The sequence below is a fragment of the Streptomyces sp. cmx-4-9 genome, from assembly GCF_046548835.1.
In the GTDB taxonomy this organism is placed as follows: Bacteria; Actinomycetota; Actinomycetes; order Streptomycetales; family Streptomycetaceae; genus Streptomyces.
In genome coordinates this window covers 16,546-39,913 of sequence record NZ_JAEBEE010000006.1, presented here as the reverse complement: position 1 = coordinate 39,913, position 23,368 = coordinate 16,546, and the positions used below count along the sequence as shown (strand labels likewise).

General features: G+C 72.9%; 23 protein-coding genes and 1 pseudogene. 12 read left to right on the top strand and 12 right to left on the bottom strand.

All coding sequences use genetic code 11. The features are described 5' to 3' along the window. Nucleotides 1-66 precede the first annotated feature (66 nt). Nucleotides 67-1,053, bottom strand: coding sequence for a carbohydrate ABC transporter permease (locus tag ACLJTM_RS18995; protein ID WP_411104834.1), 987 nt, complete (start codon nt 1,051-1,053; stop codon nt 67-69). Nucleotides 1,054-1,216: 163 nt separating this feature from the next. Then, the gene (locus tag ACLJTM_RS18990; protein WP_411104833.1) at nt 1,217-2,491 is read right to left on the bottom strand and encodes an extracellular solute-binding protein; all 1,275 of its coding nucleotides are present in this window, start codon (nt 2,489-2,491) and stop codon (nt 1,217-1,219) included. Nucleotides 2,492-2,949: 458 nt separating this feature from the next. Here ACLJTM_RS18990 and ACLJTM_RS18985 point away from each other — a divergent pair, with 458 nt between their 5' ends. Next, entirely contained in the window at nt 2,950-3,912 is a 963-nt protein-coding gene (locus ACLJTM_RS18985) for a GntR family transcriptional regulator (protein ID WP_411104832.1), read from the top strand. Between the two features lie 167 nt (nt 3,913-4,079). Here the strand turns inward: ACLJTM_RS18985 and ACLJTM_RS18980 are convergent, their stop codons facing one another. The 5 genes from ACLJTM_RS18980 to ACLJTM_RS18960 all read right to left on the bottom strand — a co-directional run bounded on the left by ACLJTM_RS18980 (nt 4,080) and on the right by ACLJTM_RS18960 (nt 9,369). Continuing rightward, nucleotides 4,080-4,295: a hypothetical protein gene (locus ACLJTM_RS18980; RefSeq protein ID WP_411104831.1), complete on the bottom strand. Its 216-nt coding sequence runs from the start codon at nt 4,293-4,295 to the stop codon at nt 4,080-4,082. A 196-nt stretch (nt 4,296-4,491) separates the two neighbouring features. Beyond that, the gene (locus ACLJTM_RS18975; RefSeq protein ID WP_411104830.1) at nt 4,492-6,642 is read right to left on the bottom strand and encodes a fructose-specific PTS transporter subunit EIIC; all 2,151 of its coding nucleotides are present in this window, start codon (nt 6,640-6,642) and stop codon (nt 4,492-4,494) included. Nucleotides 6,643-6,662: 20 nt separating this feature from the next. After that, nucleotides 6,663-7,613: a 1-phosphofructokinase gene (gene pfkB / locus ACLJTM_RS18970; protein ID WP_411104829.1), complete on the bottom strand. Its 951-nt coding sequence runs from the start codon at nt 7,611-7,613 to the stop codon at nt 6,663-6,665. Beyond that, the gene (locus tag ACLJTM_RS18965; protein WP_411104828.1) at nt 7,610-8,371 is read right to left on the bottom strand and encodes a DeoR/GlpR family DNA-binding transcription regulator; all 762 of its coding nucleotides are present in this window, start codon (nt 8,369-8,371) and stop codon (nt 7,610-7,612) included. Before ACLJTM_RS18965 ends, pfkB begins: the two co-directional genes overlap by 4 nt. 590 nt (nt 8,372-8,961) lie before the next feature. Then, a complete protein-coding gene (locus tag ACLJTM_RS18960; protein WP_411104827.1) occupies nt 8,962-9,369 on the bottom strand; it encodes a RidA family protein in 408 nt (135 codons plus the stop codon). A 146-nt stretch (nt 9,370-9,515) separates the two neighbouring features. Between ACLJTM_RS18960 and ACLJTM_RS18955 the strand changes: the two genes are divergently transcribed. From ACLJTM_RS18955 to ACLJTM_RS18935, 5 genes are all read left to right on the top strand, one after another. Next, nucleotides 9,516-9,896, top strand: a complete 381-nt coding sequence (locus ACLJTM_RS18955; protein WP_411104826.1) for a winged helix-turn-helix transcriptional regulator — start codon at nt 9,516-9,518, stop codon at nt 9,894-9,896. A gap of 37 nt (nt 9,897-9,933) precedes the next feature. After that, on the top strand, nt 9,934-10,242 hold the full coding sequence (locus ACLJTM_RS18950; RefSeq protein WP_411104825.1) for a hypothetical protein: 309 nt from the start codon (nt 9,934-9,936) through the stop codon (nt 10,240-10,242). Between the two features lie 968 nt (nt 10,243-11,210). Next, nucleotides 11,211-11,435 carry a hypothetical protein gene (locus tag ACLJTM_RS18945; RefSeq protein WP_411104824.1) on the top strand — a complete coding sequence of 75 codons (225 nt, stop codon included), beginning with the start codon at nt 11,211-11,213 and terminating at the stop codon, nt 11,433-11,435. 990 nt (nt 11,436-12,425) lie between these two features. Continuing rightward, nucleotides 12,426-13,556, top strand: coding sequence for a serine hydrolase domain-containing protein (locus tag ACLJTM_RS18940; protein WP_411104823.1), 1,131 nt, complete (start codon nt 12,426-12,428; stop codon nt 13,554-13,556). A 50-nt stretch (nt 13,557-13,606) separates the two neighbouring features. Continuing rightward, a complete protein-coding gene (locus tag ACLJTM_RS18935; protein WP_411104822.1) occupies nt 13,607-14,821 on the top strand; it encodes a hypothetical protein in 1,215 nt (404 codons plus the stop codon). Here ACLJTM_RS18935 and ACLJTM_RS18930 read toward each other — a convergent pair. Continuing rightward, the gene (locus ACLJTM_RS18930) at nt 14,818-15,594 is read right to left on the bottom strand and encodes a DUF4386 domain-containing protein (protein ID WP_411104821.1); all 777 of its coding nucleotides are present in this window, start codon (nt 15,592-15,594) and stop codon (nt 14,818-14,820) included. The two genes, ACLJTM_RS18935 and ACLJTM_RS18930, sit on opposite strands and share 4 nt — an antisense overlap. Nucleotides 15,595-15,709: 115 nt before the next feature. Between ACLJTM_RS18930 and ACLJTM_RS18925 the strand changes: the two genes are divergently transcribed. After that, nucleotides 15,710-16,528: a TetR/AcrR family transcriptional regulator C-terminal domain-containing protein gene (locus ACLJTM_RS18925; protein WP_411104820.1), complete on the top strand. Its 819-nt coding sequence runs from the start codon at nt 15,710-15,712 to the stop codon at nt 16,526-16,528. 78 nt (nt 16,529-16,606) lie between these two features. On the opposite strand, the gene ACLJTM_RS18920 is transcribed toward ACLJTM_RS18925, so the two are convergent. Then, a complete protein-coding gene (locus ACLJTM_RS18920; protein WP_411104819.1) occupies nt 16,607-16,999 on the bottom strand; it encodes a YciI family protein in 393 nt (130 codons plus the stop codon). A gap of 391 nt (nt 17,000-17,390) precedes the next feature. Between ACLJTM_RS18920 and ACLJTM_RS18915 the strand changes: the two genes are divergently transcribed. Continuing rightward, nucleotides 17,391-17,834, top strand: a complete 444-nt coding sequence (locus ACLJTM_RS18915; RefSeq protein ID WP_411104818.1) for a hypothetical protein — start codon at nt 17,391-17,393, stop codon at nt 17,832-17,834. A 78-nt stretch (nt 17,835-17,912) separates the two neighbouring features. On the opposite strand, the gene ACLJTM_RS18910 is transcribed toward ACLJTM_RS18915, so the two are convergent. From ACLJTM_RS18910 to ACLJTM_RS18900, 3 genes are all read right to left on the bottom strand, one after another. Next, complete coding sequence (locus ACLJTM_RS18910) at nt 17,913-18,566, bottom strand: CE1759 family FMN reductase (protein ID WP_411104817.1); 654 nt, start codon at nt 18,564-18,566, stop codon at nt 17,913-17,915. Further along, entirely contained in the window at nt 18,563-19,696 is a 1,134-nt protein-coding gene (locus ACLJTM_RS18905; protein WP_411104816.1) for an LLM class flavin-dependent oxidoreductase, read from the bottom strand. The genes ACLJTM_RS18910 and ACLJTM_RS18905 overlap by 4 nt, the downstream gene beginning before the upstream one ends. Before the next feature lie 313 nt (nt 19,697-20,009). Further along, nucleotides 20,010-20,873 (bottom strand): SGNH/GDSL hydrolase family protein, encoded by an 864-nt coding sequence (locus tag ACLJTM_RS18900; RefSeq protein ID WP_411104815.1) that lies wholly within the window; start codon nt 20,871-20,873, stop codon nt 20,010-20,012. 384 nt (nt 20,874-21,257) lie between these two features. Here ACLJTM_RS18900 and ACLJTM_RS18895 point away from each other — a divergent pair, with 384 nt between their 5' ends. The 4 genes and pseudogenes from ACLJTM_RS18895 to ACLJTM_RS18880 all read left to right on the top strand — a co-directional run bounded on the left by ACLJTM_RS18895 (nt 21,258) and on the right by ACLJTM_RS18880 (nt 23,365). Beyond that, nucleotides 21,258-21,812, top strand: coding sequence for a TetR family transcriptional regulator (locus tag ACLJTM_RS18895; protein ID WP_411104814.1), 555 nt, complete (start codon nt 21,258-21,260; stop codon nt 21,810-21,812). Nucleotides 21,813-21,900: 88 nt separating this feature from the next. Then, nucleotides 21,901-22,044 (top strand): annotated as a pseudogene (locus ACLJTM_RS18890) (MarR family transcriptional regulator); the annotation flags it as partial. Nucleotides 22,045-22,377: 333 nt separating this feature from the next. Then, nucleotides 22,378-22,818, top strand: coding sequence for a hypothetical protein (locus ACLJTM_RS18885; protein ID WP_411104813.1), 441 nt, complete (start codon nt 22,378-22,380; stop codon nt 22,816-22,818). A gap of 109 nt (nt 22,819-22,927) precedes the next feature. Beyond that, on the top strand, nt 22,928-23,365 hold the full coding sequence (locus tag ACLJTM_RS18880; RefSeq protein ID WP_411104812.1) for a hypothetical protein: 438 nt from the start codon (nt 22,928-22,930) through the stop codon (nt 23,363-23,365). Nucleotides 23,366-23,368 lie beyond the last annotated feature (3 nt).

The window sequence follows — 23,368 nt, the reverse complement described above, 5'->3', positions numbered from 1 at the left end:
CGGCGGCCTCGCGCTCGGCGGGGTTGCGGTCGGCCGCGGGGCGGCTGGCGTTGCGGTCGGCGGGGCTCAACTCTCGTTCTCCTGTCGGAGCATCTGGCGGAGGTAGAGGACCAGCACCCCCGACATGAGGACCACGGTGATCATCGAGGCTGCCGAGCCGAGGTCGTAGCGCTGGCTGGACAGGGCGGTCTGCACCGCGTAGACCGGCAGGATGGTGGTGGCGTCGCCGGGGCCGCCCTTGGTCATGACCCAGATCTGCACGAACGCCTTGAAGGTCCAGATCACCTCCAGGCAGAGCACCAGCATCACGATCGGCCGGATGGCGGGAAAGGTGACGGAGCGCAGGATTCTCCAGGGGCCGGCGCCGTCGAGGCGGGCGGATTCGTGGAGTTCGGCGGGGACGGTGGTGAGCGCGGAGTACAGGGTGATGGCGGCGAACGGCACCGACTGCCACACCACGAGGGTGACGATGATGGCGTACGCGGCGGTGCCGTTGGCGAACCACGGGTACCGCTCGAAGGACTCGGCTCCCAGGGAGGTCAGGGCCCAGTTGACGACGCCGAACTCGGAGTGGAAGAGCCACTGGAAGACGGTGGTGGCCGCGACCACCGGCATGGCCCAGGCCAGGACGAGCGAGCTGAGGACCACGGCCCGCCACACCCTGCCCAGGCGCTCGGTCATCAGGGCGACGAGCAGGGCGAGCACCATGATGAGGACGACGTTGACCGCCATGAAGAGGAACGTGCGGCGCACCACGGTCCAGAACCGCGGATCCGTCAGCAGGGTCCGGTAGTTGGCGAGGCCGACGAACTTCGCGTCGCCGGAGATGAGTTCCCGCAGCCGGAAGTCCTGGAAGGAGATCAGGACGGCGCGGGCCAGCGGGTAGAGCAGGAGGTACAGCATGCCGAGGACGGCCGGGGCGACGAGCAGGTAGGGCCAGGGGTTGCGGCGCCCGCCGGAGCGGGCCCGGGCGGCAGCGGGCGGAGCGGAGGTCCGGGGCGGCCGGGGGCGGGCGGCGGGGCGTGGGACGGCAGGTTCTCGTACGGCCGGCACGGCTCCTCCTCTCGGGGGCGACACGGCTGGGGGCGCGGGTGCGGGGGGCTACGGGGCAATAGCTACGGGGCGGGGGCTACGGGGCGGGGGCTACGGGGCAGGGTGCGGGCGGCGCCGCGTGGGCTACGGCCGGGCTGCGTGCGGCGGCGGGGCGGCGTCCCGGTCAGGAAACGCTGTTCATCGCCCGGGTGATGTCCTCCGAGGTCTTCGCCGCCTCCCGCTTCATGTCGCCGCCGGTGAGGGCGGCGGTCATGTAGTCCTTGATCGGGTTCTCCGCCTCGACGGCGGCCCAGCCGGGGGTGTTGGGCGTGGCACGGCCTGCGGCGGCGCCGACGGCCATCGCGGCGGTGCCCGGATCGGAGGCGACGGCGGAGGCGAGGGTGGTCTTGTTCGGCACGTAGCTCATGGCCTGCGCCAGCTTCGCCTGCCACGCGTCGCCGGCGAGTTCCTTGACGAAGGTGTAGGCGGCGTCCTGGTGCCGGGAGGCGGCCGGGATGACGAGGTCGGAACCGCCGGTGAAGACGACGCCGGGCTTGTCGGCGGTCTTGCCCGGCACGGGGAAGAAGCCGAGCTTGTCCTTGAGGTCCGGGTTTCGCTCGGCGATGACCTTGGCTCCGCCGGGGACGGCGATGATCTGGGCCACCTTGCCGGCCGCCATCACATCCGCCTGGGGCGGATTGCTCTCGTCGGCGTCCTTCGGCCCCTTGCCCAGGGCCTGGAGCTTCTTGTAGAACTCCATGCCGGCCAGCGCCTGCGGGGTGTCCAGCGCGCCCTTCCACCTCCCGCCGTCCTGGACGGCGAGGTCGCCGCCCTCGTCCCAGACGAAGCCGGCCAGCGCGTACCAGGTCTGGCCGGTGAGGTAGATGCCTTGCTGGTCACCCGTGTTGAGCTTCTCGGTGGCGGCGATCCACTGGTCCCTCGTCCGGATCGCGGCGGCATCGACTCCGGCCTGCTGGAAGAGGTCCTTGCGGTAGACGACGACGCGGTTGGCGGCGTAGTACGGGATGCCGTACTGCTTGCCCTCCCAGGCGCCGGGACCCGCCAGCCCGGCCAGCCAGGCGTGGCCGCCCAGGTCGGCCTTCTTGGCGCTGAGGTCGAGCAGGCCGCCGCTCTGCGCGTACTGGGCGACCTGGGTGTTCCCGACCTCGATGACGTCCGGCGCGTCATTGCTGGCCAGCGCCGCGGTGACCTTCTGGCCGATGCCGTCCCACTCCTGGACCTGGATCTTCAGGTCGATGTCGGGGTGGGACCGGGCGAACGCGGCGGTGAACTCGTCCTGGAAGGCGGCGGAGACGCTGTCCCGCATCAGCCAGACGGTCAGCGCGGTCCGGCCCCCGTCCGCGCCACCCCCGGCGGCGTCGTCGGAACCGCCGGAGCAGGCACTGAGGGCGATGGTCAGCGTGAGGACGGACGCACCGGCGAGCAGACGGAACTTCACGGTTCACCTCGGGAAGGGCGGCGGGAGAGCAGGACGGGCAGGGGACGTACGGCGGCGTGCGCACGGCGTACGGAGGCGTGCGGGCGTCGTGCCGCGGCGTGCGGATCCGCAGGGGAACGGGAAGCGGGGAGCGGGAAACCGGGGGAGGGGAAGCGGGGAACGGGGAGGGGGCAAGGGGAGCGGGGAACGGGGAACGGGGAACGGAGGTGCACACGAAGCGGTGGCACAGAGCTGACCACTTGCCTACTGGACAAGTGACCTGTCGATGAGGGAAGAAACTGGCATGGACCAATGCAAGCGTCAACCCCCTTGCCCCACCGGGCTTTTGACGGCTTCTCGCATCGACACCTCCCTACCGGCCCGTAAAGTGGACTTGACCAGTACCGGGTGGTGGTCGGAGTGACCACGACTGGTTGAATGCAGCACGCGGCAGCGGCGCTGGAGAGGGGACGAGGCAGATGGGCGACAGGAACGCGGGCACGGCCCGGTCGACCGGCGCCGGCCCGGTACTGCCGGCGGAGCCCCCACCCGTACCGCATGCCCGGGTCGACGCCTCCGATGGGGCCGAGGCATCCGACGGGGCCCGCCCGGGCGGGGTACTCAAGCGGGAACGGGTCCGTGACGCGGTGCTGGGAATGGTCGAGGAACGCCGGGCAGGGGACGCGATCCCCTCCGAGCGGACCCTGTGCGTACAGCTGGGGGTGTCCCGGCCGACGCTGCGGGCGGCCGTGGACGAACTGGTCGCCGCCGGCGTTCTCATCCGCGAACACGGCCGGGGCGTGTTCGTCGCTCCGGAGAAGATCACCCAGGAACTGGTGCCGGGGCGCCACTCGCTCAGCGTGCCGCGGGCGGCAGGGGCGTGGGCCAGCCGGCTGCTGGAGTTCACCACCGTGCCCGCAGGCGCTCGGGTGGGCCGCAAACTGCGCCTCTCCCCCGCGGCGCAGATCGTGTACGTGGCCCGGCTACGGCTGGTGGACGGCTATCCGATGGCCATCGAGCACCTGCACATCCCGGCCGCCCTGGTCCCCGGTCTCACCTCCCGCGAGCTGGAGCACGGCGACCTCTACGAGCATTTGCGCACGCACCACGGGGTGTACGTGAACGAGGCGACACAGACGATCGAACCCACCGTGGTGACCCGCGCGGAGGCCGAACTGCTGGAGGTGCCGGAACTCTCCCCCGCCCTCCTCTTCGAACGCCTCACCACCGACACCTCCGGGCAGCCGGTGGAGTACGTCCACTCGCTGTACCGAGGCGACCGCTACCGCATCGTGTCCCGCCTGACCCTGGGCGCCGACACCGCACCCGCCGGGCAGCCGTCCGAGGGGCACCATCCGGGCATCCCGCCGGGCGACTTCGTCCACGGCGACCCGGTGGCCGCGTCGACGCTGGGAGACGTACAGGGGCAGCAACGGCGCTGAGCAGGCCGTGAGGTGCCGCGCAACGGGGGACCGCTGGCCGGAGGACGCGGCCGGCCGGGCGCGTATCTCTGCCCGAGCGCGTACCCCTGCCCTGGCGCGTACCCCTGCCCGAGCGCGCGGTGGCCGGCCGGCCCGAGCGCGCGGTGGCCCGGCCGGCCCGGCAGGGCTCAGGTGATCGTCTGGCTGGTCCCGTCGGGCAGCGTGCACGTGGCGTTCCGGTAGGGGTTCGACACGACCTGCCCGCCCGCGGCCTTGCACTCCTCCTGGCTGATGGTGGGAGATCCGGCGGCCTGGGCGCCGACGGCTCCGACGGTTCCGACGGCGCTCGCACCGGCCAGGGTCGCCGCGGCCAGGGTGAGGCCCAGCCTTGTCCGCATACGCATGGCCTTCTCCTCTCGGGCGCCCCGTTCCGCCCGTCGGACGGACGGCTCTCGTGCCGACGGCGCCCTCCTTCCCAGCATGGTCCTCACGCACGAGGCCCGCGATGCGGGCCCGCCGCGGCCGGACGCACCGCGGCCGCGCGCGGAACCTTGGGGCTCCGGGCGCGGCCGTACCGGTACGGGTCCGGGCCCGGCCGGGTCACGCCGCGGCGGTGACCTCGGCCGGGGCGGCCGGACCTGCTTCCCCGGGCTGCGCCGCGGGCGCGGTGCGGCGCAGCCCCTTCAGGAGGATGACCAGGGCGGCGGTGGTGGCCGTACCCGCGGCGATGGCGATCAGGTAGAGCAGCGGGTTGCCGATCAGCGGGATCACGAAGATCCCGCCGTGGGGGGCCCGCAGGGTGCACTCGAAAGCCATCGACAGGGCTCCGGTGACCGCTCCGCCGACCATCGAGGCGGGGATGACGCGCAGCGGGTCGGCCGCGGCGAAGGGGATGGCGCCCTCGCTGATGAAGGAGGCCCCGAGGAACCAGGCGGCCTTGCCGTTCTCGCGCTCCGTCTTCGAGAAGAGCCGGCCGCGCAGGGTGGTGGCGAGCGCCATCGCGAGCGGCGGGACCATGCCCGCGGCCATCACGGCGGCCATGACCTTGAGGCTGCCCTCGTTGGGGGTGGCGAGACCGCCGATGGCAAAGGCGTAGGCGACCTTGTTGAGCGGTCCCCCCAGGTCGAAGCACATCATCAGGCCCAGGATGACGCCCAGGATGATCGCGTTGGCGCCGGTGAGGCCGGACAGCCAGTCGGTGAGGGCCTGCTGGAGGGAGGCGATCGGTTTGCCGACGACCAGGAACATCAGGAACGCGGTGACGGCGGATCCGATGAGCGGCAACACGACCACCGGCATGATCCCGCGCAGCGCCGTGGGGATCTTCACGCGCTGGACGGCGAGGACCGTACCGCCGGCGATGAGGCCCGCGATCAGGCCGCCGAGGAAGCCGGCGTTGATGGTGAGCGCGACGGAGCCGCCGACGAACCCGGGGACGAGGCCGGGCCGGTCGGCCATGCCGTACGCGATGTAGCCGGCGAGGACCGGCACCAGGAAGCCGAAGGCGAGGCCGCCGGTCTGGAAGAGGAGGGCGGCCCAGCTGGCGGACTCGGTCCAGACGAAATGGTCGGCGACGGAGGGGGCCTGGTCGATCGTGTACCCGCCGATGGCGAAGGCGAGGGCGATCAGCAGTCCGCCGGCGGCGACGAAGGGGACCATGTAGCTGACGCCGGACATCAGCCAGGTGCGGAGCTTCGCGCCGTAGCCGTCCTGGGATTCGCCGGCCTCCTCGACCGGGGTCGGGGCGTGTGCCTCGGTCTCGCCGCGGGCGGCCTTGTCGCGGGCCTCGGCGAGCAGTTCCGCGGGACGGTTGATGCCGGCCTTCACGCCGACGTCGACGGTGGGCTTCCCCGCGAAGCGGGCGCGGTCGCGTACGGGGACGTCGTGGGCGAAGACGACGGCGTCGGCGGCGGCGATGGCCTCCGGGGTGAGCTTGGTGAAGCCCGCCGATCCCTGGGTCTCGACGGTCAGGTCGATGCCGGCCTCGCGGGCCGCCTGGGCGAGGGATTCGGCGGCCATGTAGGTGTGGGCGATGCCGGTGGGGCACGAGGTGACGGCGACCATGCGCAACTGCGGCCGGTCGGCGGCTTCTCCCGAGTCCACCACCCCTCCCCCGGCCGTCGTCTCGGGCACACCCGAGGCGGTCGGCTCCGCAGAGGCCTCCGCGGAAGCGGCGCCGGGCCGGGCCGGCTGCGCGGTCGACGGCGCGGAACCCGTCGGCTGCGCGGAACCCGTCGGCTGCGCGGGCCGGGTCGCGGCTTCCGGGGCGGGCCGGGTCGGGGCTTCCGGGGCGGGCAGGTAGGGGGCGGGGTCGCCGCCGGCGACCAGGGTCGCGGCCTGCTCCGCCGTGGTGGCCGCGCGGAGCGCCGCGACGAACTCGGGGCGCATGAGGCGGCGGGCCAGCGAGGACAGGATCGTCAGGTGGGCGTCGTCCGCGCCGGCCGGGGCGGCGATCAGGAAGATCAGGTCGGCGGGTCCGTCCGGGGCTCCGAAGTCCACTCCGCCCGGCGCGCGGCCGAAGGCCAGGGTGGGGGCCGTGACGTGCGCGGACCGGCAGTGCGGGATGCCTATCCCGCCTTCCAGGCCGGTGGGCATCTGTTCCTCGCGAGCCGCCACGTCCGCCAGAAATCCCTCCAGGTCGGTGATCCGGCCCAGGGACTCCATCCGCCGCGCCAGGGCGCGCGCGGCCTCCTCCTTCGATGCGGCGGCCAGGCCGAGGTCGACCAGTTCGGGGTTGATCATCTCGCTCATCGCGGGCTCCTTTGCGCGCGTCAGACCGCGGCGGGTTCGGACAGGGGGAGGTCCAGGGGCAGGTCCTGGGTGACGCGGACCCGGTCGGGGCGCAGGTCGGCGGGGGCCGGCATGGCGCTGCCGGGCAGCTGGACGGCGGCGGCGCCGTGCGCCAGGGCGCAGGCGAGGGCGGCCGGTCCGGTGCCCCCGGCGATCAGGAAGCCGGCGAGCGAGGCGTCGCCGGCGCCGACGTCGCTGCGGACCGCGGTGACGGGAGCGGTGCCGTAGTACGCGCCCTCGGCGGCGACCAGCAGCTGTCCGTCGCCCCCCAGGGAGGCGAGGACGGCGCCCGCACCGAGGGAGCGGAGCTCCTCGGCCGCCTTGGCCACGTCGCCGAGGGTGGCGAGGGGGCGGCCGACGGCCTCCGCGAGTTCCGCCGCGTTCGGCTTGATGACGTCGGGCCGGGCCGGGAGCGCCGCCAGCAGGGCGGGGCCCGAGGTGTCGAGGGCGATCCGGGCGCCCGCCTCGTGGGCGCGGGTGACGAGTTCGGCGTACCAGCGGGGTGGCAGGCCGCGCGGGAGGCTGCCGCAGCAGGCGATCCAGGAGGCCTCGGCGGAGCAGGTGCGGATGGTGTCCAGGAGCAGGCCGGACTCCGCCTCGGAGAGCTCGGGGCCGGGGGCGTTGACCTTGGTGAGGGTGCCGTCCGGTTCGGCCACCGAGATGTTGGAGCGGGTCTGGCCGCAGATCGGGACGGCGGTGACGTCCACGCCCTGGGCGCCCAGCAGCTCGGCGAGGAGGGCGCCGGGGGCGCCGCCGAGCGGGAGGACCGCCGTGGTGCGGACGCCGGCGGCGGCCACCGCGCGCGAGACGTTGACGCCCTTGCCGCCGGGGTCGACCCGGTCGCCTTCGGCGCGCAGCACCGCACCGCGGTCCAGTGAGGGGATCTCGTAGGTCCGGTCGAGGGAGGGGTTGGGGGTGACGGTGAGGATCATACGAGCACGACTTCCGTACCGGCGGCCTCGATCGCCGCTTGCTGTTCCGGGGCGAGCCCGGTGTCGGTGATGAGCAGGTCGACCTCCGTGAAGGAGGCGAAGCGCGCGAAGTGCTCCCGGCCGGCTTTGGCGGAGTCGGCGAGGAGGACGACGCGGCGGGCGGCGCCGATCGCGGCCCGTTTGACGGCCGCCTCGGCGAGGTCGGGGGTGCTCAGGCCGCGGTCGGGGCAGAAGCCGTTGACCGCGAGGAAGAGCACGTCGGCGCGGATCTCGGCGTAGGCGCGCAGCGCCCAGGCGTCGACGGCGGCGCGGGTGCGGTGGCGGACCCGGCCGCCGACCAGGTGCAGCTCGATGCCGGTGTGGCCGGCGAGGCGGGCTGCGACCGGCAGGGCGTGGGTGACCACGGTGAGCGCCGTGTCCGCGGGGATGCCGGCGGCGAGGCGGGCGACGGTGCTGCCCGCGTCGAGGACGATGCTGCCGCCGTCCGGGAGTTGGGTGAGGGCGGCGGCGGCGATGCGGCCCTTCTCGTCGGCGGCGGTGCCCTCGCGTTCGGTCAGGTCGGGCTCGAAGTCGAGCCGCCCGGCCGGTATCGCCCCGCCGTGCACCCGCCGGACCAGGCCCGCCCGGTCCAAGGCCGTTAGGTCCCGGCGGACGGTCTCGGCCGTGACCTGGAAACGGTCGGCGAGAGACAGCACCTCCACCCGGCCCGCCTCACGGGCGAGGCGGAGGATCTCCTGCTGACGCTCCGGTCCGTACATGTGGTTTTACGTCCGTTTCATGCCCGACTCTGTGGCTTCTCCTCTCCACAGTACGCATAATTCCGGGCGGGAACAAAGAAAATCGGGCACGGCTGCCAACAAGGGCGGACATGCCCGCACCATCGGGCCGAAGGACCCCGCCCCGCCGGGACCTTTCCGGCCCGGGTGCCGGGGCCTCGGGCACCGCAACGCACCTGCCCACCGCCCCCACCCGGGCCACCCGGCGACGCGCCCGCCCGGGGCATTCCGGGATACCGGCGGGCACGGCCATGGCGAAGGCGTCACTGCGACGGACCGGTGGACCGGCGGACGGCGGACCGGCGAACCCTCGGGCCGACAACCAGGGCGGACCGGCGGGGCGGCTGACCCACGGACCGGCGGATCAGCGGACCAGCGGACCAACGGGCGGGCGGCCGGCGGACCGGCCGGCCCACGGACCGGCGGGGACACACTCAGGGCCAACCGGCGGCGAACCGGCGGACCGGCGCCCCGGCGAACCGGTGAACGGCGAACCCTCGGGCCGACGGCCAGGGCGACCGGCGGGCAGGCGGGCAGGCGGGCAGGGGCGGCCGGTAGCCCCGTGACCCCGGTCAGTCGAGGACCGCGGTGGCTTCGACCTCCACCAGGTGCTCCGGCACGTCCAGCGCCGCCACACCCAGCAGGGTGGCCGGCGGGACCGGGGTGACGCCCAGCCGCGCGGACGCCCGGCCGATCCCCTCCAGGAGCCGGGGCATCATGTCGGGGGTCCAGTCGACGACGTGGACGTTCAGTTTGGCCACGTCCTCGAAGGAGCCCCCGGCCGCGGCCAGCGCGGCGGCGACGTTGAGGTAGCACTGCTCGACCTGCGCGGCGAGGTCGCCTTCGCCGACCGTGACGCCCTCCGCGTCCCAGGCGACCTGACCGGCGACGAAGACCAGCTTCGTCCCCGTCGCGATCGACACCTGCCGGTAGACATCGATCTCCGGCAGTCCTTCGGGGTTCAGCAGGGTGATGGCCATGCGGCCCGCCTCCTTCATGACGCGGGCCCGCTGGCCCGCCGCTCCACCGGACCAGCACGTCCACTGGTCTCTTGTGGTGACTTGGAAACCGTAGGAGAGTGGCCTCTGACATGGAAGAACGCACTTTTCAGTGACTGGGGAACCTCATGGTGACCAAGCAGTTCACGGGCTCACCCGACGCAGCGGACGTGCGGCGGGCGGACTCGCTGGCGCGGGAGATCTTCTCCGACGTCGCCAACAAGTGGGCCCTCCTGATCATCGAGGCCCTGGGCGAGGGCACCCTGCGCTTCAGTGAACTGCGGGACGGGGTCGAGGGCATCAGCCACAAGATGCTCACGCAGAACCTGCGCATGCTGGAGCGCTACGGGCTGGTCGAGCGGACCGTGCACCCCGTCGTGCCGCCGCGGGTCGAGTACACCCTCACCGAACCGGGTCAGGCCCTGCGGGTGACGATCGACGGCCTCTGCGACTGGACCCACCGCTACCTCGGCCACATCGAGGCCTCCCGCCACCGCTTCGACGCCTGACGGTGGCCGGCGCCTCCGACCGCGGAAGGACGGGCACATGACACACCTGCCGACGGACGTGCGGGCCGCCCTGCGGTTCTTCGCGTTCCACCTGGGCAACGGAACCCTGGACGGGGAGCTCCTCGACGGGATCGACTACCGCGCCCGCCTGTTCGTGTACGGCTCGGACCTCGAAATGGTCTTTGCCGTGTTCGCCAACGTCCTCGAAGTCGACGAGCAGGGGCAGACGGTCAACGACGGCGAGGCCCAGCACCGCGCCGCCCAGTGGATCCGTCAACGCTGCGATCCCGCTTACCGGGTGGAGCCCCCGTTCGCGCCGTGGGAGACGGAGCTGCACGGCCCCTGACCGACTGCCGGAGCGGCGGACCTCCGGGCCCGCCCGTACGCGGAGGCCCGGACGCTGATGCCCGGCCGCGGACGCCCGTACGCGGATGCCCGTACGCGGCCCCTCCCCGCGAACACGTGGAGGGGCCCGGGTGCCATGACCGGCACCCGGGCCCCGAAGGAACTGCTACACCATCTACCGGCCCTGATACTGCGCCGGCTCTCTGTTTCCGCCGCCCCGACCGATAAGCCGTCGGGGGTGCGGGGATCGCGGATGCGTGACCGGAGACCACCTCACTATCGATGTCCTGCGGTACCCGGACCCGCGTGGCGTCCGGGCGATCCTGATGGCGCTCAATCCCTCCGTTCATCCCTCTGGATCGAACTACTTTCCCTACTGGTGTTGCGTACTGCTGGTGTTGCTGGTGATGCCTACTACTGGTGTGTTGCGTACTGCTGGTGTTGCGCACTGCGTACTGCTGGTGATGCGTACTGCTGATGGCCTGTCACAGCGCCATCCTCCGGCAGCCAGCCCCGTTGCCCATCCTGCATCTGCCCTGGCTTGGAACCCCACTGCCGAACGTCCCGGTGCGCGCGCCCGCAGCCGACGCCTTCACCGAGGTACTACCGGGTACTGCCACTGCGGTTCTGCGGTACTGCTCACGGCGGCGGCCCCTGATCACTGCGGGCCGCCCGGTCCGGTCGTCAGTCCCGTCGCCGTCACACAACCACTGGCTTCGGAACTCCACCACCGCACCGTTCTGCGTACTGCTGCCCGGCAGTTCGTCTCTGCCGGGCCTTGCGGTCTCTCTGGCTACGAGAGAAACCATAACCAGCACACAGGCCAATGTCTACTCCGGCCGAGATAGATTTTTGCGTGTCGGCCGGAGAGGTAGTCATCGCCGTCAGGAGCAGGCCGGAGCAGCGGGTCCGGGGGCCTGAGGTAGGGGGCTGCGGTGACCGGTGGCGCCGGCGGTACGTTGTCCCGGCATGGATGAAGACTTCCTCGACGTATTGCTGGACGCCTCGACCGACACCCGCCTGAAGCTGCTGACCGGGGACGAGGCGAGGGCGGTGATGATGCTGCTCGGCGCCCTGGAGGACGAGGCCCGCTCCGAGGAAGTGCGGCTGGCCGCCGGGGAGATGCGCGTCCGCCTCGCTGCCCGTCTCGCCCTGCCCGCCGACTCCACCAGACCCGCCCGGACGAGGCCCTGACCTCGGCAGAGGCGGCAGGAGCGGCAGGAGCAGCGCGGTGGTGGGGTGACGGTAGCGGTCGGGGCGTCGGTAGGGACTGGCGAATCAGGAGGTTTGATGGCCGCGGGGCGGGATATACGCGCCGTGACGGTCGGGCGCCTCCCCCGCAGACGGGCGCTCCACCGCGGCTGGGTGACCGTAGGCGGCTCCACTCCCCCCCGGAGCCGCCTACGGCCCGCCACCCGCCCCCTTCCCCCTTCCCCCTTCCCCCTTCCCTCTTCTCCCTTCCCCTCTCCCTCCGCCGACCCGTCAACGCATCGAGAGGTCGACGACGAGGGCATCACGGCGGTCGCCGTCCGCGAGCGGGCAAGCCCGCAGGTGCGGTACCTGCCCGCTCACTCCCGCGCCGCCGGCCTGATGAGGACCAGCGTGCCGGCCGGCCGGGCAGGCGCGCCAGCTTCGTCCCCTGCCCGAAGATGCCGGTGGGGGCGTGGTGCAGGGCCCAGGCCCCGTCCGGGCCGGGCGGTACCGGTGGCGCCCCGTGCCAGGACACCACCCGCCGGGAGGTCGGGAGGTGCCGTCGCCGAAGCTGGTCCCCTCCGGCCCGAAGCATGCCGTCGCGGTGGCGGCCAGCACGGCAACTCCCTTGAGGGCAAGGATGGTTCGGGTCATCACGGCTCCCACCGCCCTGGACATGGGCCCACCGTACGGGTGGTCGGTGACGGGTGGTGCGAGTGGTCAGTGGCGGGTGGTCAGTGGCGGGTGGTCAGCAGTGGGCGGTCAGTGACGGGTCGGCAGCGGTGGGACGGTGCGGGCGTGCCCCGCCCCCAGACCCCGCGCCCCGCGCCCCGCGCCCCGCACCCCGTGCCCGGGGCCCCGTCTCCTCCTTCGCCCTCGTCCTGGACGTCGCGGAAACCCTGTTGAACCGCAGGCCGGGAAGCCCTCCACTGAACGGGGTCGGCCCGTGGCGGGGCCGCCCCCGACCGCACCCCCTCACCGATGGAGGACCCCATGTCCACGGCCGTCCGCACCGAGCACTCCAGCCGCGCATGGGAGCCGGTTGTCGCCTGCTTCCAGGAGCTCGTCGACACCGGGCGCGAGCCCGGGGGCTCTCTGGCGGTCTGGCGCCGGGGGACTCCGGCCCTCGTCGTGCACGGCGGCAGCGCCGACCTCGCGGGCAGCGTCCCCTGGAGTGCGGACACCCTCGTCCAGGTGTTCTCCACCGGGAAGCCGCTGGTCGCCCTGGCCGCCCTCCGAGCCGTCGCGGAGGGCCGCATCGGCCTCGACGCACCCGTCACCACGTACTGGCCGGCCTACCGCGACGCACCGGGAACGCCGACGACCCTGCGCATGATCCTCAGCCACCGGTCGGGCAAGCACGTGTTCTCACCCGCCGCGGCCGGCATCGACCCCCGCGACCACGCCGCGCTGGTGCACGACCTCGAAGCCATGGAACCGCTGACCGTGCCGGGCCGCGACATCGCCGAACACGCCTCCACCTACGGCCATCTCGTCGACGGGCTGCTCGGCGCGGTCGGCGCCCCCTCGGTCCGCGACAGCACGCAGGCCCTGTCGCACGCACTCGGCGTACGCCTCCGGTTCGGCGTACGCCCCGACGAACTCCCCCTGGTCGCCGAACCCGAACCGCTGGGCACCGCATGGACCGACCCCTATCTCGCGCACGCACTCGGCCGGTCGGCCCTGCTGCGCCCCGGCGGCCTCCTCGACACCGCGACGCTGCGCAGCCCGTCGTGGCACCTGACGCCGTTCGGTGCGGTCGGCCTCATCACCGACGCCGCCTCGCTCGCGGCGCTGTACGACGACCTGGGCCGGCCCGACGGCCACATCGCCCGGCTGCTGGGCGCGGGACTGTGGTCCGACCTGTTCACCACGGCCGCCGCCGGCACCGACGGCTTCCTACGGGAGCACGCCCGCTGGTCCCTGGGCTTCAAGCTCGACGAGAACGGAGACATCGGCATGGGGGGCATCGGCGGCAGCTGCGCCTGGCACTCCCCCGCTTACGGCTACTCGCTCGCCTATGTCACCCGCGGTCTGCACGGGCACGACCGCGTCACCTGCCTGGCCGACGCGGTCGAAAGCGTCCTCGGCGCGGAGCGCGATGAACGCGCCCAGGGGGGCTGACCGGCGAAAACCCGGCGGCGCCCAGGCCGGACGGGCAGTAGCATCCGCGGATGCCGACCATCGAGGACTTGACGCCGCAGGCCGGCCGGACCGACGCCGCCGGACTGCGCGCCTGCGGGGCCGGCCTGCTCGTCCGGTACGCCGTCGACCCCGCCCAGCCGTGGTGGCGGCGTACGGCCTGCGTGGAGGCGCTGGCCGGCCGGGTGCCGCAGGACGGGCTCGGCGCGCTGCTCGACTGCGTCCGCGACACCGGTGACTCCGGGACGGTCCGCAAGGCACTGCTGGTCCTCCTCGCGGACCGCACGGAGCTCTTGCCCTGGCTGCAGCACGAGGACCGGCTGCGCGAGGAGGCGTACGGCCTGCCGCAGGCCGTGCTGCGGACGCGGGCGGCGCTCGGGGACCGTACGGCGGCGGCAGGACTGGCGACCCTGGCGTTCAGCCACTGGAGCACCGACCGGGCGGTCGGGGAGGCCGGGCTGGACGCGCTCGCGGACCGGTACGGGACGGACGCGGTGCTCGGCGAACTCGACGGCGGCAGGCCCGAGGACCGGGCCGTGGCCGTCCGCGTCCGCCACCGGGCGGGCGGGGACGTCACCGGCGCACTCGCGGACCCCGACCCGCAGGTGGCGCACCTGGCGCAGTCACTGCTCACCTGCCCCGACCGGGTCCGCGCGTACCTGGCCGGGGCGCCGACGGCCGATGCGCGGCTGTGGGCGGCGTACGCCCTGCACCGGCTGACCGGCGACACGGCCGAGACCCGGGCCGTGTACGAGGCGCTGGGGCGCCCGCGGGTGGAGGTGGCCGGTCTGGACGAGGAGGTCCGCCGGGCGGTCGTCCACGAGTACGGGGACGGGTGCGAGAAGCAGAGCGATCCGCGCTGGCGCATCGAGGCCCTGTGCACCGAGCCGCCGCAGCCGCCGGACGAGGAACGGCAACTGGCCCTGGCCACGGCTGCGTTGGCGGCGGCCGGACTGGTTCCGCGCCCCGCCCTGTCCTGCGGCGAGGTCCACCGGCAAGGCGGCGGCACCTACCACGTGATCCGGTACGGGGGAGGCGCCGGGCGCGAGGTGGAGATCAGCACGCTGGGACGCTTCGCGGGCAGCCACGACGAGGACCCTGCCGCGCGCGCCGCCCTCGAAGGGGCGGGCTTCCGCTGGATCGACGAGGACACCGGTTCGGTCCGCGTCACCGGCCTCGGCGTCTACTACTTCGGCAGCCGCACCCCGCTCGACGTCCGGACGCTGCTCTTCTACTGGCAGGACTAGGCGGGCTGGGCGGGCTGGGCGGGCTCGGCGGGCTCGGCGGGCTGGGCGGGCTCGGCGGACCGGGTCGTCGCCGGGGCGCCGGCCGGGGGGCGGGCCGGGTCGAAACCCCTGGCGATGAGGCGGACGGCCAGCGCGACCTCCCAGGCGAAGACCGGGAGGGCCGCGGCCGTGCCGGTGGCCGAGAGCTGCTCGTGGAGCCCGAACATCACGGCCACCGCGGACGCGCAGATCAGCGGGCCGCCGATCAGCCCGAGTACGGCGATGGGCCGGGGCACGAGCCGGGAGCGGTACATCACGTACGCCAGCAGCACGGTGTTCAGACCCAGGGCGATATTGGGCCCGATCAGGAACGTCCAGTCGTGCAGGGCCAGCAGGGCCCGGTCGGCGCCCGCTGCGGCGGCGTCCGTTGCGGCGCCCGCCGCGGCGGAGGCTCCCGCAGCCTCCTGCCGCAGCGTCACGAGCGTCAGGATGCCGAGGACGCCGACCGTGATGACGACGGCCTCCAGGAGGCGCAGGCAGGCGTACCCGAGCGCCGGCCCCTCGAACTGCCGCCTGATGACGGGGAACAGCACGAAGCCGGTGCCGATCACCGCCGCCACCAGCACCAGTTCGCACAGCGCCCCGGCGAACGCCGATTCCGCGGCGCCGGGGCCGAGGGTCCCCGCCGGCCCGTCCAGGACGGGCCGGTAGAGGGCCAGTCCCGCTATCGCGGCGACCTCGGTCACCAGGAACAGCACGCCGGCGGCCGCCGCGGTCCTTCTGTCTGCGTTCATGTCCGGTCCTTCCGACCTTGCAGGTGTACGCCGTACACCTCTCCTGCGGCACGGTAGGTGTACGGCGTACACTCGTCAAGGGGCAGCGGGCCCCGGGCGGTGAGGGGGAGACGACGTGGCACAGCAGCCGCAGGCCGGGCGCCGGGCGCCGCTCAACCGGGAGCGCGTCCTGCGGGCGGCCATCACGCTTGCCGACGACGAGGGCATCGAAGCGCTCAGCATGCGCAGACTCGCGCAGGAACTGGGCGTCGTGCCGATGGCCCTCTACAAGCACGTGCCGAACAAGGAGCGGCTCCTCGACGGAATGGCCGACATGGTCGTCGCCGGGATCGACCACCCGGCCGGCGATTCGGGCTCCGGCTCCGACTCCGGCTCCGACTCCGCCTCCGCCTCCGGCTCAGACTCCGGCTCAGACTCCGGCTCAGACTCCGGCTCAGACTCCGGCTCCGGCTGGAAGGACGTGGTCCGCCGGCGGGTCCTCTCGGCGCGCCGGGAGCTCCTGCGGCACCGCTGGGCGGCGCAGGTGATCGAGTCGCGGAGCAGCCCGGGGCCGGCGGTGCTGGGGTACCTGGACTCGATGATCGGGACGTTCCGCGAGGGCGGGTTCTCCGTCGACCTCACGCACCACGCCATGCACGCCCTGGGAAGCCGGCTGCTGGGCTTCAGCCAGGAGCTGTTCGACGACGCGGGGAACGCCGACCGGGACGCCGGGCCCGAGGAGCTCGCCGGGCTGGCGGCGCGGTACCCGCGGATCGCCGAACTGGCCGCGGGGGCAGCCCATGACCCGGCCTCGGTCGTCGGCCGCAGCTGCGACGACCAGTTCGAGTTCGAGTTCGCGCTGGACCTCCTCCTGGACGGCCTGGAGGAGCGCCACCGACAGGGGTGGACCTCCACCGGCGGGCCGCAGGAGGCGGGGGCCGGGGCCAAGGCCTGACGGCGGCCGTGGGACGACCGCCGGGCCGGGCAGCGGGTCGGCGCCGCCCGGTTCGGGGCGGCGCCGCGGCCGGGCGGCTCAGGCCTGCGTCGGGTCGCCGGGGATCGGGTGCACCTCGACCGGATCGCTGCCGGGCTTCCCGCCGGGGCCGGGGCACGCCGAGGCCCGAGCGGCGATCTCCAGGGCCCGGTCCTCGTCCGCGACGTCGACGACCCAGTACCCGGCCAGGACGGGCCCCGCGTAGGCCGGCCCCGCCGTCACCTGCGGCCGCCCGTCGCCGCCGGCCCGCACCGTCTTGGCCTGCGAAGGACCGCCGAGGCCCTGCCCGTCCACCCATTCCCCCGCGGACGTGAGGTCGGCGTTGAGGGCGTTCATGTGGGCGTACATGGCCTGCATGTCCTCCTCCGAGTAGGACGACATCACGGCGTCCCACTGATCGGCCGGCACGTTCATCTGGATCATGTACTTCATGGTCCTCACCCTCCCGGGGCGGTCGCTGGGCCTGCTTCTCAGGCTTACGGAAGGTAGACGGCCGGGCGCCGCAGAACTCATCGGCGCGCGGTCGACCGCCGCAGAACCCCTCAGGGTCCCGCCGGGCCGGTGGCCCGGGGGCGGGCCGGGTGGCTGCCCGCCACGCCCCGACCACCTGATGCCGAGGTCCGGGTCGGGGAACGCACGCATCACCCCGGTCCGTCAAGCCACGTGATCGAGGGGCATGACGCGCGGCGGGCGTCGGCGCTTACTGGAAGCACCTTCCGGGACACCGGGACATCGGGACACCCCGACACCCCGACACCCCGACAACCGGACATCCCTGGACCAGACACCCAGACATCCAGACATCCAGCCAAGGAGAATTTCCATGACGCACACCATGCGCACGCGACGCCTGATCCTGCTCGCCGCCGGGACCGCGATGGCGGCGGGAGGGGTACTCGTCCCCACGACGGCCTTCGCCGCCCCGGCAACGCCGCACTCGGTCGTGACGGACGGCGACCACGGCCGGTCCGACAGAGACCACTCCGGTCAGTGGGACCACGACAAGCACGAGAAGCACAACAAGCACGACAAGTGGGACCACGACAAGTACGACAAGCACGAGAAGCACGACAAGTGGGACCACAGCAAGCACGAGAAGCACGACAAGTGGGACCACAACAAGCATGACAAGCACAACAAGCATGACAAGTGGGACCACGACGAGCACGACAAGTGGAACCACCATCCCGGCAAGGGCGACTCCTCCGAGAAGCACGACTGGCAGTGCTTCGCCGCCCCCTGCGGCCCGCCCGAGTCGCACCGGTGATCATCCCGGCACCGGACGCACTGCGGCCCCGTCCCCCACGGACGGGGCCGCAACCGCGTGCCGTCGTACCGCCTGCGGCTATCCGGCGGCCAGCGCAGCCAGTCGCTGGGCGAACGGCACCACCTCGAAGCCGTCCGCCGGATCCACCGAGGTGATCGCCCCGGTCAGCGAGCGGGGTGCGATCGCTGCGGTGGTGTCGACGTCCGGGGCAGCTGCACGGGAGGCGGGCGCCATGAAGCGCGCCAGCTCCGTGCCTGCACGGGTGATGCGCTGAGCCAGCCCCTCGTCACCCCAGTCCTCCGAGGCCGCGTAGACGGCGGTCGGCAGGACGAGGGCGCGCAGGTGGCTGAACAGGGGGCGCAGGGCGTGTTCGGTGACCAGGGAGTGCCGGGCGGTTCCGCCGGTCGCGCCGACGAGCACGGGTTTTCCGGTGAGGGCGTCCTTGTCGAGGACGTCGAAGAAGGACTTGAACAGGCCGCTGTACGACGCGGCGAACACCGGTGTCACGGCGATCAGGCCGTCGGCGGCGGCGACCGCGTCGAGTGCGGCGGCCAGCCGGGCGGGCGGGAACCCGGTGACGAAGTGCTGGGCGATCTCCGTGGCCAGCTCCCTCAGTTCGATCACCTGGGCTTCGGCGTCCACGTGCTCCAGCGTCGCGGCTTCGAGGCGGTCGGCCAGCAGCCGGGTGGAGGACGGCGAACTCAGCCCCGCCGATATGACGACGAGCTTCATGCCTGAACCGCCCCTTCCTCCTGCGGCCCCTGCGGATGCCTCTGCGGCTCGGAGGCCTCCCGGGCCTGCGCCACGCGCGCCGGGTGCGTGGGCGCGTCCGGGACGCCCGCCGGACGCAGGTTCGCGAACTCCTTGCGCAGCACCGGCACGACCTCCTCACCGAGCAGGTCGAGCTGTTCCAGGACGGTCTTCAGGGGCAGGCCCGCGTGGTCCACCAGGAACAGCTGGCGCTGGTAGTCGCCCGCGTAGTCCCGGAAGGACAGGGTCCGCTCGATGACCTCCTGCGGCGAGCCGACCGTCAGCGGCGTCTGGGAGGTGAACTCCTCCAGGGACGGGCCGTGGCCGTACACCGGTGCGTTGTCGAAGTAGGGACGGAATTCGCGCACGGCGTCCTGCGAGTTCCTGCGCATGAACACCTGGCCACCGAGCCCGACGATGGCCTGCTCAGGGGTGCCGTGCCCGTAGTGGGCGTAGCGCTCCCGGTACAGGTTGACCATCTGCCGGGTGTGGGAGGCCGGCCAGAAGATGTTGTTGTGGAAGAAGCCGTCGCCGTAGTACGCGGCCTGCTCGGCGATCTCCGGCGAGCGGATGGAGCCGTGCCAGACGAAGGGCGCGACGCCGTCCAGTGGGCGCGGGGTCGAGGTGAAGGACTGCAGCGGCGTGCGGAACTTGCCCTTCCAGGAGACGACGTCCTCGTCCCACAGGCGGCGCAGCAGCGCGTAGTTCTCGATGGCGAGGTCGATGCCGTCGCGGATGTCCTTGCCGAACCAGGGGTAGACCGGGCCGGTGTTGCCGCGGCCCATCATCACGTCGACACGGCCGTCGGCGACGTGCTGGAGCATCGCGAAGTCCTCGGCGATCTTCACCGGGTCGTTCGTGGTGATCAGCGTCGTCGACGTGGACAGGATGAGGCGCTCGGTGCGTGCGGCGATGTAGCCGAGCATCGTCGTCGGCGAGGAGGGGACGAACGGCGGGTTGTGGTGCTCGCCGGTGGCGAAGACGTCGAGGCCGACCTCCTCGGCCTTCTGTGCGATGGCGAGCATGGCCTTGATGCGCTCGTGCTCGCCGGGCGCGCGTCCGGTCGTCGGATCGGGCGTGACGTCACCGACGGTGAAGATTCCGAACTGCATGGCTCCCCTTCCCCGGGTTCGAGGTGTGAACGAGTTGTTGATAATTCAACTATACCCTCGAACAGGGGGTGCACCCGCGGTATTCCCCTCCCGGGGCCCCGCCGAGCCCGGTCCCCCGGCCGGGTCGGGGCCCCGCCGGGTCGGGGCCCTCGCCGAGCCCGGGGCACCGCCGGGTCCGGGGCCCCACCCGGCGGCGAGCGGGCGGCTTGAGGCGGCGGGCGGGGCGGCTCGGGGAAGGCGAGTGGGGCGACTCGGGGAAGGCGAGTGGGGCGACTCGGGGAAGGTGGGCGGGGCGGGGGACGGCGTACGAGCGTCAGCCGAGTCGCAGGACGCTCATGGCGCGCTCGGCCATGCGCTGCTCCCCGAGGGCGTTGGGGTGGACCGGGACGACGCTCTGCCCGAACAGGAGCGGCTCGATCCAGCGGGTACCCGGGGCTTTGCAGGCGTCGTGCCCCTCTGACACCTGGGAGAAGTCCACGTAGACGGCGCCGGTCTCCTCGGCCGCCCGCTTGACGGCGGAGTTGAGGTGCGCCTGGATCGCGCGCATGTAGGGGACGTCACCGGCGGCGATCGGCAGCTTGGCGAAACAGGACGGATCGGCGGTGGCCGGGGTGATCCACGGGTAGCCCAGCGCGGCGATGCGGGCGTTGGGCGACTTGGCGCGGATGTCCTGCAACGCCTTCTTGAGCGCGGGGTAGGTGTTGGCCTCGATCTGGTCGTCGAAGGAGGTGCCGTTGCGGTCCTTGCAGGGGCTGCCCTTGCCGCCGCTGAAGATGCCGGCGGAGCCGCAGGCCAGCAGGGCGTTGATGAAGGTGCTGTTGTCGTTGCCGCCCATCGTGAAGGTCACCAGGTCGGTGTCGGCGCTCAGCGCGTCCAACTGCGGCGCCACCCCGGGATACTGGGCTCCGGCGAAGTCCTTGGTCTGGGCGGCGCCGCAGGTGACGTCCTTCAGACGGGCCCCCGTGCGGGCGGCGAGGACGTGGGGGTAGTTCGCGGTGGAGCGCAGGCACAGCAGGTTACTGGTGTCGACGGGCAGGACGCCCGAGCCGGCGCTGTAGCTGTCTCCGAGGGCGACGTAGTCCAGGGGCGTCGTGGCATGCGCGGTGGCGCTGGTGAATCCCAGGGCCAGCGCACCGGCCATTATTGACGCGGTCATGACATGGCGGAGCTTGGGCATGTGCTCTCTCTTCTCAGGAACGGTGCGGGTGGGGGGCGCGGCCGCAGGGGATGCAGCCGGGCTTCGCGAGAAAGAAGCGGCGCGGGCAGACGGCGGAGAGCGGCAGAGGACGGCGGGGAGCGGCAGACGGCGGGGAGCGGCAGAGGACGGCGACGGCGGCGCGGGCCGGCTGCGGGCATGCGCGCCGACGGCCGCGGAGTTCCGGGTGCGGGATTACCGCTCGGTACTACCGATAAGTAATCTGAGCCAACTCGGCGCCGCAGTCAACATTGTTGACAACACTTTCCGAACGGCCCCGCCCCGCCCCGACCTGCGGCGCCCCACTGCGGGCACCCGGGCCGCCCCACACCGCCGCGGCGCCGGCCCGGCACCTATCCTTCAGCCATGGCGCAGCCAGGACCCGGTACCACGACGCGCGAGGCCATCCACGCGGCCGCCACCCGGCTGTTCCGCGAGCGGGGGTTCGCCAGGACGACCGTCCGTCAGATCGCGGCGGCGGCCGCCACCGACCCCGCCCTGGTCATCCGTCATTTCAAGAGCAAGGAACTGCTGTTCCTGGACACGATGCACCTGACCATCGACGACGAGCCGCTGCTCGACGTGCCGCTGGAGCATCTGGGGGAACGGATCGTCGATCTCGTCATCGGCCTCGACGGCGGGGCCCGCGGCGTCTTCCTCGCGCTGGTCCACGGCAGCAGCGAGCCCGAGATCCAGCAGCGCCTGCGGGACACCCACGAGAAGGTGTTCATCGAGCCGTTGCGCGGCCGCCTGTCCGGAGCCGGCGCGGACACCCGCGCACGACTGGCGGCCTCCGTCGCGGCGGGGCTGCTGTACTCCCTCTGGGTGGCCCGGGACGAGACCCTGCTCGCCACCGACCGCAGCGCCCTGGTCACCCACTACGGCGCACTGCTCCAGCACGTCCTGACACCCCCGACATGAAGGAGGCGGCGGGGAGAGGTGCGAGCGGGTTGAAAGCATGCCACGAAGAACGACCGAGGAGTGCGGGGTGCGGGTGAACGGGAGCGCCGGCATTCTCGGCCCGGGCACCCCGGCCGCCGCCCGCCTGGAGAACATCGCCCGCTTCGTCGACTTCGTCTCGGAGAGCATCGCCCGCGCGGCAGATCAGGCCCGCGAGGTCCTCCACGCCAAGTCCACCTCCGAAGCCCCGTAGGACGCCCTGACCTGCACAGACGCGCAGAATGCCGGCCGGGCGGCGGCGCGGGCCGGTGCGGCTCCCGTCCGGGGGCGGCCGCCGACGGGGTGCAGTGCGGCGGACTTGGCGCCGAGCATGCCCGTGCTCACGATGTCGCGGTGACGGCTGGACAGGTACACCAACGCACGCAGCCGGCCCTCGTCCACACAACCGGGCCAGCCGGCGGTGGCGGGCCGGTGGCACCTCGTCGCACCAGCCCGCCCGCGCATCCGCCGGGTGGGAGCCGACGGCCCCGGCGCCCTCCCCTGTACCCGGTGGGCCCTGCCCACCGGGTGAAACCGGTCCGCAGGAATGGCGACAGTCGCCTGCTTCCGGGGGCGGGACCGGGAGACGGGCACCCCTCCGCGGACCCAGGCAGACCGAGGCGGACCGAAGCGGACCAACCAGGAGCAGCATCCGCACCTGAGCCCCGACCGGTACGCAGCCCTCCTCGCCGACGCCCTCGCCGAAGGTTCCGGCCCCCAACGCGACCAGCAGGTAATTGAGTTCGAGCTCTACCTCGCCGCTCTGCGCCGCCCCGCCCTGCGGCCCATCGCCGACCAGTACACCGAGCTCAGCCTGCGCACCCTGGCCCACTACACCGACCCCGACACCGCCGCGGCCGCCACCGCCGCGCTCAACGGCCTTGCCCTGCGGGCCCTCGCCAACACCACCCCGCCCACCCGCGCCCAGATCGAGGCCGTCCTGCGCCGCATCCTCACGCCCAACCCGGCGCTCCCGCCCGCGACCTGAGGAAGCGTCAGATTTTTGCCCCACCAGGTTGCATCACGGATCGGAAACGGCCGCGGTGCGGGCAGCGGCGGCCTGGCAGCATCGGCAGTCCGTCGACCTGGGAGCTCCCATGCGCGCGCATGCTGCCGTGATCGCTGCTGCCGTCACCGCCCTGCTGGTGGCGGGGTGCAGTTCGTCCCCCGCCGAATCCGTGGAGGACTGGTACGCGGACGGGGGTGAGAAGCAGATCAAGCAGATGGCGCAGGACGCCGGACGGGTCAGTGAGGTGAGTACGCGATCCCTCGACGTGATCGGTCCCGCCTGCCAGGACCTCGCCGACCACGTCCCGGCCGCCGAGGCGCTGGACCCGATACCCGACAAGGTCGCGCAGCTCCGCTGGGAGCGGGCGCTGACCGCGCTCCGCGAGGGAGCCGACCAGTGCACGGCCGGGGTCGCCGCGAAGGACCAGCCGACGACGGGTGAAGGAGTACGCAAGATCCAGCTCGACGGGCTCCACACCCTGCCCGATGTGACCAGCCGGATCAAGACGGTGCTGGAGGACAAGTGAGGG